This is a genomic window from Thiocapsa sp., assembly GCF_035467215.1.
GTDB lineage: Bacteria > Pseudomonadota > Gammaproteobacteria > Chromatiales > Chromatiaceae > Thiocapsa.
On the sequence record NZ_DATITZ010000102.1, the window covers coordinates 1 to 6063 of the forward strand.

At 65.9% G+C, this 6063-nt stretch carries 5 protein-coding genes; 3 read left to right on the forward strand and 2 right to left on the reverse strand.

Annotation, left to right across the window (positions count from 1 at the left end):
• Window positions 1–212 precede the first annotated feature (212 nt).
• Together VLR48_RS05755 and VLR48_RS05760 are read left to right on the forward strand one after the other, a co-directional pair.
• A complete protein-coding gene (locus tag VLR48_RS05755) occupies window positions 213–497 on the forward strand; it encodes a hypothetical protein (protein WP_325290861.1) in 285 nt (94 codons plus the stop codon).
• Window positions 498–567: 70 nt separating this feature from the next.
• Window positions 568–4017: a mechanosensitive ion channel domain-containing protein gene (locus tag VLR48_RS05760; protein WP_325290862.1), complete on the forward strand. Its 3450-nt coding sequence runs from the start codon at window positions 568–570 to the stop codon at window positions 4015–4017.
• A gap of 15 nt (window positions 4018–4032) precedes the next feature.
• Here VLR48_RS05760 and VLR48_RS05765 read toward each other — a convergent pair whose 3' ends face one another.
• Complete coding sequence (locus VLR48_RS05765) at window positions 4033–4584, reverse strand: hypothetical protein (protein ID WP_414718581.1); 552 nt, start codon at window positions 4582–4584, stop codon at window positions 4033–4035.
• Window positions 4585–4773: 189 nt separating this feature from the next.
• Between VLR48_RS05765 and VLR48_RS05770 the strand changes: the two genes are divergently transcribed.
• A complete protein-coding gene (locus tag VLR48_RS05770) occupies window positions 4774–4950 on the forward strand; it encodes a PLDc N-terminal domain-containing protein (RefSeq protein WP_325290863.1) in 177 nt (58 codons plus the stop codon).
• Window positions 4951–4952: 2 nt separating this feature from the next.
• Here VLR48_RS05770 and cls read toward each other — a convergent pair.
• A partial coding sequence (cls, locus tag VLR48_RS05775) for a cardiolipin synthase (RefSeq protein WP_325290864.1) occupies window positions 4953–6063 on the reverse strand: 1111 nt, incomplete at its 5' end.

Here is a 6063-nt window from a genome sequence, read left to right on the forward strand (position 1 = left end):
CCAGCGGTTCCGCGAAAAGGTCCACGGGGGGCGTCAAGGCTCGGGATCCGGGTCCGAAGCATGAGGCTCAGGTCTCGTGACGTCCGCTACCTGCGTGTGGGGGCGAATTCATTCGCCCCCACAGCCCTGCCGGGCATGCGTAACTGGGATGTTCGTTACCGGAAATCGCCCGACACCCTATCCGCCATCCGACTGAACGAAACGGAGCAACCATGATCCACGCCGATTCCCTTTCCAAGCATCGCCGGTTCTCGTCTCCGGCACTGGCCTTCACCGTTCCGCTCCTTGCCGGCTGCGGCGACCAGGTCATCGTCGAAGGCGTGAACGCCGCCGACGGGGATCTCGTCGGAGACAGCGTGATCGACAATCCGGCGGACGCCGCTGGGATCGCGGCCGGCGAGCCCTATGCGATCGGCAATCCCTACGAGGAGGCCGAGGAGGGCGAGAAGAACATGGGTCCCAATGCGCCGGGGTATATCCCGGAGACGATCGATTAGTCGTCGTGGCCCGATCGGCCCGTCCGTGCAGGGCGATCAGCAGGGTCGAACCAGGTCGGAAGCTTCGATCATGAAACATCCGGTTGTCGGCTTCACGCTTGTCCTGGGGCTCTGCCTGACGCTGTTGTCGTCGACACTCGGCGCGGAGAACGCGGGCCTCGGCTCGTTGAACCCCTCGCTGATGTCGGCGGAGGGTCTGGAAGCAAAGATCGCGCGGACCGAGACGAGCACCGATCTGGACGCCGAGGTCAAGACCAAGATCGTCGCACGCTACCGCGAAGCCCTGAACAACCTCAAGGAGGCGGATGTCAACAGGGAGCGTGCCGCGGCTTTCGAGGAGGTTGCGCAGGCGGCACCGGAGGAGACGCGGCGCATCCTCGAGCGCATCCAGCAGCTCGGTGCCGCCGGTCCCGCGCAGGGGCTCGACGTCGGTCCCCAGACGTCGCGCAGCGAGATTGCGCTGCGCCTGCGCAAGGCACAAGCCGACCTTTCGGCGGCGGAGGCCCGGCGCGCCGATTTCAAGCGCCAGCGCACCTTCCACGAGAACCGCCCGACCATGATCCGCCAGCGCCTGACGGCGGCGCAGGAGCAGCAGGAGGGGATCGCCGCCGGTTTGAGCGCGGAATTCGGCATCGAGCACGCGGGTCTGGCCTCGGGTCCCGGCTCTTCCCTCGTGCAGGCCCGGTGGTGGGCGCTGGAGACCCGCTACGTCGCCTTGAGCACCGAGATCCTGGCACTCGAGCAAGAGCTGATCAGTCAACCGATGCGGTTGGACCTGCTTGCGGCCAGGTACGACGAAGAGGACGCCACCGTTGCCCGGCTGCGCACCCGGGTCGAGACACTCAAGGCGCTGCTCAACGACAAGCGCGAGAGCGAGGCGGCGTTGGCGAAGGCCGACGCAGCGCGGATGCTGGAGTTGACCGAGGGGGGCGATCCGCTGCTGAGCCGGCTCGCGCGGGAGAACGCCGAGCGCACGGAGCACCTCTCGTCCATTGCCGCACGGCTCGACGAACATGACGAGGACGAGGCGCAGGCGCTGCGGTTGGCCGAGCGGATCCAGGCCAATTTCGAGCACGTCAAAGCGGCGCGCGAGGTCAGCGGGCTGACCGAGGGCATCGGTCCGCTCTTGCTTGAGCACCGCGCGGACCTGCCTGACTTCGAGGTCTATACCCGCAAGCTGCGCGCGCTCGACCGGCAGATCGCCGAGGTCAACGTCAGCCGGCTGCGGCACCTCGACGAGGCGACCCGCATCGCCGATCCGAACCGGACGCTCGCCGAGCTTGCCGCCCAGCTCTCCGCCGACTCCCGACCGCAGGATCTCGACACACTGCGCACCTTGATCGTGGCCCGCCAGGTTCTGCTCGACAAGCAACTGGAGGCCGAGGGCGTGCAGCTCGATGCGCTCCGGAGTCTCAGGACCGCCGAGAGTCGGATGCTCGATGTCGCGCGTGACTACGACTACTTCCTCAGGGAGCACCTCTTCTGGGTCGGCACGGGGGGCAAGACTCGCCCGGCGGACCTCGCCAATCTGCAACCCGAGATCGCGCGGCTGTTCTCGCACTCCGTCTGGTCGGAGTATGCGCGCAGCCTCCGAGGACAGCTCGCGACGTCCTCGCCTTACTGGTTCGCCCTGCTGTTCTCGGGCATTCTGCTCTGGAAGCGCCGTGCCCTGATCGCGGCGATCGAGCGTGCCTCGGCTCGAACGGAGTATCCGAGTCTCGGGAGCCTAGGACAGACGCTGCGTGCTCTGATGCTCACCCTGATGCTCGCGGCGCCCCTGCCCCTGCTCTTCGGCGCGACCGGCTGGGCGCTTCAGACTGCCGCACAGGGGACCGAGTTGTCCGACAAGGCCGGGGTTCAACTGGTCCGGATCGCGGTCGTGCTCTATGTCCTGCTGTTGCTGCGCGGGATCTGTCTGCCCCGCGGGATCGCGATCGGGCATTTCAGATGGCCGCAAGCCGGTGCAAGACGGCTGAGGTCGGAGATCGGCTGGCTGATCTGGGTCCTGATTCCGGCGATGCTGATCCTCGGCAAGGCGATCAGTGTGAACCCGCATGCCCCTCTCGGACCGATCGGCCGGCTCACTGCACTGATCTCCGGCGCGGCGATCGCTCTGTTCTTCTTCCGAGTGTTTTACCCCGGCAAGGGGCTCATGACGGCGTCGCGGCAAGGTCAGAGCGCCCGGCTGGTGTCCCGTGCCTACCCGCTCTGGTACCCGGTGCTGGTGGCCGTTCCTCTGGTGATCCTGGTTCTCTTCTCGGAAGGTTACGCCTATTCGGCGCTTGTCCTCTGGGATGCCTATCTGCTCACACTTGGATTGAGCGTCGTCTTGCTGTTGCTGCATGCGCTGACGTCGAGCTGGCTGATGCGTGCGCAAGCCCGCTTGGCCAGCCGAGTCGCGCGCGAGCGCCGTCAGGCCGCCGTGGCGGAGCGCGATGCATTGGCCGGGGCGGAGCTCCTCGCCGCGCCGTCGGACTATGCTCATGTCGATCTCGCGGCGGTGAGCGCGGCGGGCCGAGAGCTTCTGGGGATGGCGGTCGTCGCGCTCGCCCTGGTCGGTCTCTATGCCATCTGGTCGCCGGTCTTTCCGGCACTGGGTATCCTCGACGAGGTAACCCTTTGGCACACCACCGGGATCCTGGACGGGGAGGAGACCGCGTTGCCCGTCACCCTGGCCGATCTCGGGCTCGCCCTGGTGTATCTGGTCGCGATCGGTGCGCTCGCCAAGCGGTTGCCCGCGATGCTCGAGATCATCCTGAGCGAGCGTCTGCACATGACATCGAGCAGCCGCTACACGGTCACGACCCTGACGAACTACCTCGTCGTCGCCCTGGGAATCGTGCTGGCGCTCGACGCCGCGGGCGCTCAGTGGTCCCAGCTCCAGTGGCTGGTGGCGGCCGTAGGGCTGGGTATCGGATTCGGCTTGCAGGAGATCGTCGCGAACTTCGTCAGCGGTCTGATCATCCTCTTCGAGCGCCCGGTGCGGGTGGGCGACGTCATCACGGTGGACGGGACCGACGGCGTGGTCACCAAGATCCGCATCCGCGCCACGACGATCCGCGGTTACGATCGCAAAGAGCTGCTGGTCCCGAACAAGGAGCTGATCACCGGCCGGCTGCTCAACTGGTCCCTGTCCGACCCGGTGACGAGGATCATGATCCTCGTCGGGGTGGCCTACGATACCGATGTGGATCTGGCCCATGCCCTGATGCTGGAGGCGGCTCAGGAGAACCCGCGCGTGCTCGCCAACCCCAAACCTGCGATGAACCTCGAAGGGTTCGGCGACAACGCACTGACCCTGTCGCTGCGGGCCTATATCGAGGATATCGAGAATCGGGTCGCCATCACCTCGGAGCTCAACATGGCGATCAACCGCAAGTTCAGAGACGCGGGCATCGCCATCGCTTACCCGCAGCGCGATCTGCACCTGGACACGCGCGGACCCTTGCGGGTCAGGCTCGAAGAGGACGGTCCAACGCAACCCCATGACGCGGAAGGGGAGGGTCCGGCCGGACGTTGATCGGGTTATCCCGGCTCAATGTGACTCCAGTTTGCCCAGCTCGCCGAGGATCTCCAACACCAGTTGTCGTGTCTGCGTATCCATCCCGCGACAGAGTTGGTCCGGGTTGCGCTCCCCGTTGATCAGAGGGCGAACGACACCGGCCAGCCGGGCTAGACTGCCCCCGACCTTGCTCATCTGATCGGCCATGTTGCCGATCAGCACCAGCGCTTGGGGGTCGCTGCGCGCTGCATGGATCATGTGTGCGAGACCCGGTGCGGCGACTGTCGGATCCTGTGCCTTGCTTGGATCCGGGAGACTGGCGGGGTCTTGGAGCCCGCGCAGGACGGATTCCGCGATGACCCCGTCCTCTTCGTCGAGACCGCTCAGGAGCGCGGGCGAGCGCTCCCCCGTGGCGACGCGTCGCAAGACGGCGACAAGCGTACTCCAACCCTGTTGCTCGGCCCCTGTAAGCAGGGCATCGAGCTCGACCCGACCCTCCGGGCGTTGGGTCAAGGCGACGACCTGGCGGATGAAGGTCGCATGGACCAGGCGGATCTGCTCGCGGCGTTCCGGGAGGCTGGACACTGGAGAATTTCCTCGTCGAAAGGTTTGGATAAAGCGCGACAGTACGATCTGACGAGGCCCTCGGTCCTCATGGCGATGCCTGGCGCACTCTGACGCCCGTGCTCGGTATATCATCGAGGCGGGCTCCCCGCGGAGAGTCTGCACCATCAATCCGCATTTCCACCCCGCACCCTCACGGAGAGATCAGCGATGCAGGTCGAAGTCACAGGCATTCTCGGTTTGATTCATCTGGCTTTGACGATCTATGCGATCGTCAAGATCGTCGGCAGCTCGGCCGGCACCGGCTCGAAGGTGTTGTGGATCCTTTTGGTCCTCTTGCTGCCGGTCGTGGGCCTGATCCTCTGGCTCCTGTTCGGTCCGAGCTGAGCTCAGAGGATCGGCCCCAGCATGGCGATGCTGTTGTTCAGGAGCCGCCGTCCCGGTCCCCAGGCCGCGACCGTCTCGGCGTCGACGGGGCGGGATCGGGCGATATAGCTGTCCTGGCGCTCGCGCATGGTCGCCGTGAGCGCCGGATCATAGACGAGGATATTATTCTCGAAGTTGAGCTCGAAGCTGCGCCGATCCATGTTGGCCGATCCGATCAGGGTCACCGCCCCGTCCAGCGTCAATGACTTGGTGTGCAGGAGCCCGCCTTCGAACTCGTAGATCCGCACCCCGGCGGCGAGGAGATCGGCGTAATAGCTCCGGCTGGTCGCACCCACGACGAACGAATCGTTGCGGGCCGGAAAGACGATGCTCGTCTTCACGCCCCGATAGGCCGCCCCGCAGAGCGCGCTCTGCATGGCTTCATCGGGGACATAGTAAGGTGTAGAGATCACCAGCTCCTCGCGTGCGCTGTAGATCAAGGACGCGAACAGCTCGGGCATCGCCGAGGCGCGCACCGTCGGTCCGGTCCCGATCACCTGTGCCGCGAAGCCCTCGCGCGCCGCCTGCACGGGACGGCGCAGCAGCGCATCGATCCCGTCGTCCACGTGCGCCAGCCAGTCGCTCGCGAACAGGATCTGATTCTGGCGTGCGATCGGTCCCTCGAAGCGCATCATGGCGTCGACCCAGGGGGCATACTTGGCCTTGATCCGGAACTCGGGATCGGCACAGTTCTGGCTGCCGCAATAGGTGACGCGGTCGTCGATCACCAGGATCTTGCGATGGTTGCGCAGGTCGATGCGGCCCCCGAGCGGGCGCAGCAGCGGGTTGCCGATCGGCAGTGCGCGCGCCAGGCGCACGCCCGCGTCGGCCATCCGTTTCCAATGAATCGAACGGATCAGCCGGCGCGAGCCCAGATCGTCCGCCATGGCTCGACAGGTGACGCCGCGCTGAGCCGCACGCTCCAAGGCCGCGACCATCGACAGCCCGTTGTTGTCGGGCAGCCAGATATAGAAGTTCAGTTGGACGTGATCGGTTGCGGCGTCGATGTCCGCGACCATGGCGTCGTTCGCGGCGTTGGAGTCCGCCATCAAGGTTGCCCGGTTTCCGCCGACC